The organism is Streptomyces katrae (assembly GCF_000966975.1).
In the GTDB taxonomy this organism is placed as follows: domain Bacteria; phylum Actinomycetota; class Actinomycetes; order Streptomycetales; family Streptomycetaceae; genus Streptomyces; species Streptomyces katrae.
In genome coordinates this window covers 1-2,156 of record NZ_JZWV01001312.1, presented here as the reverse complement: position 1 = coordinate 2,156, position 2,156 = coordinate 1, and the positions used below count along the sequence as shown (strand labels likewise).

The following is a 2,156-nucleotide window of genomic DNA, read 5'->3' as shown; positions in this document are numbered from 1 at the left end:
CGGCCTAGGGCCGCCCGACCGCCTCGGGGGCAGGCAGGAGGATCCGCTCCTCACCGGCGTAGATGTTCATGTCCGGCCCCCGCAGGAAGCCCACCAGCGTCAGCCCCGAGTCCGCCGCGAGGTCCACCGCCAGCGAGGACGGCGCCGACACCGCCGCCAGGACGGGGATCCCGGCCATCACCGCCTTCTGCGCCAGCTCGAAGGAGGCCCGGCCCGACACCAGCAGTACCGCCCCGGCCAGCGGCAGCCGCCCCGCCTGGAGCGCCCGCCCGACGATCTTGTCCACCGCGTTGTGCCGTCCCACGTCCTCCCGCAGGTCGAGCAGCTCGCCCTCCGCCGAGAACAGCCCGGCCGCGTGCAGTCCGCCCGTGCGGTCGAAGACCTTCTGCGCCGCCCGCAGCCGGTCCGGCAGTTCCGAGAGGAGGCCCGCGGGAACCCGTACCGGATCGGCCGCGAGCCCGGGGAAGCGCGTGGCCGTCCGCACCGCGTCCAGACTGGCCTTGCCGCACAGACCGCAGGAGGAGGTGGTGTAGACGTTGCGCTCCAGCGTGATGTCCGGCACCGGAACCCCGGCGGCCAGCTGCACGTTGACCACGTTGTAGGTGTTGGAGCCGTCCTCCGTGGCCCCCTCGCAGTACGTCACGGCCTGGACGTCCGAGGCCCGCGCGATCACGCCCTCGCTGACGAGGAAGCCCACCGCCAGCGCGAAATCGTCACCCGGGGTGCGCATCGTGATGGCCAGCGGTTTGCCGTTCAGCCGTATCTCCAGCGGCTCCTCCGTGACGAGGGTGTCCGGCCGGACACCGGCCGCCCCGCCCCGGACCCGTATGACGCGGCGCCGCTCGGTCACCCGTCCCATCGCGATCAGCCCGCCTGTTCCGTACTCCGCCGCGCACCCGACCGTGCACCTGACGAGGACATTCTCCCGGATCGGGGGCCGACCCGGTCTCCGGGCTGGAGGATGCTCGGAATTCTCCAAATTCCCATGCCCGAATCCTGTCGGGTTGCACGCAGACGTACTCATGGGTAGCAGGAGAAGGTGAATGATCCTGACTGCCGTACTAAGGGGGATCCCGCCCATGACCGGTTCACGCGTGGTGGCGCTTGGGCACTACCAGCCCGCGAAGGTGCTCACCAACGAGGACCTCGCGGGCATGGTCGAGACCAGCGACGAGTGGATCCTCTCCCGCGTCGGCATCAGGACCCGCCACATCGCGGGCCCCGAGGAGCCGGTCGACGAGCTGGCCCACCAGGCCGCCGCCAAGGCCCTGGCCAACGCCGGCCTGAGCCCCGACGACATCGACCTCGTCCTCGTGGCCACCTCCACCGCCATCGACCGTTCCCCCAACACGGCCGCCCGCGTCGCCGCCAAGCTGGGCATGGCCGGCGCGCCCGCCGTGATGGACCTCAACGTCGTCTGCTCGGGCTTCACCCACGCCCTGGCCACCGCCGACCACGCGATCCGGGCCGGCTCCGCCACCCGCGCCCTGGTCATCGGCGCCGACAAGATGGCCGAGATCACCGACTGGACCGACCGCACCACCTGCGTCCTGACCGGCGACGGCGCCGGCGCGGCCATCGTCGAGGCCAGCGCCGAACCGGCCATCGGCCCGGTGCTGTGGGGCTCGGTCCCCGAGATGGGCCACGCGGTGCGGATCGAGGGCACCCCGCCGGTCTTCGCGCAGGAGGGCCAGTCCGTCTACCGCTGGACCACCAGCCGGCTTCCGGCGCTCGCCCGCAAGACCTGCGAGAAGGCCGGGATCACCCCCGAGGAACTCGCCGGGGTCGTCCTGCACCAGGCCAACCTGCGGATCATCGAGCCCCTCGCCGCCAAGATCGGCGCCGTGAACGCCGTCGTCGCCCGCGACGTCGTCGACTCCGGCAACACCTCGGCGGCCAGCATCCCGATGGCCCTCTCCAAGCTGGTCGAGCGCGGCGAGATCCCCTCCGGCGCCCCGGTCCTCCTCTTCGGCTTCGGCGGCAACCTCTCCTACGCCGGCCAGGTCATCCGCTGCCCCTAGGCCCTGCCCCGGAACATGCCCGCAGGTCAGCGCGGCGTGGCGGGCAGGCGGAGGGGCCGGATATCTGGTCGGAGGGCCGCCGATCCTTTGCTATTGTTGTCCATGTCGCCGCGGGAAACCGGGGCCGACCACCGG

At 72.1% G+C, this 2,156-nt stretch carries 2 protein-coding genes; one reads left to right on the top strand and one right to left on the bottom strand.

Translation table 11 applies throughout. The features are described from left to right. Positions 1-4 precede the first annotated feature (4 nt). Entirely contained in the window at positions 5-859 is an 855-nt protein-coding gene (gene fdhD / locus VR44_RS36580; RefSeq protein ID WP_045951977.1) for a formate dehydrogenase accessory sulfurtransferase FdhD, read from the bottom strand. Between the two features lie 220 nt (positions 860-1,079). Between fdhD and VR44_RS36575 the strand changes: the two genes are divergently transcribed. Further along, the gene (locus VR44_RS36575) at positions 1,080-2,021 is read left to right on the top strand and encodes a beta-ketoacyl-ACP synthase III (protein WP_045951976.1); all 942 of its coding nucleotides are present in this window, start codon (positions 1,080-1,082) and stop codon (positions 2,019-2,021) included. Positions 2,022-2,156: the final 135 nt, after the last annotated feature.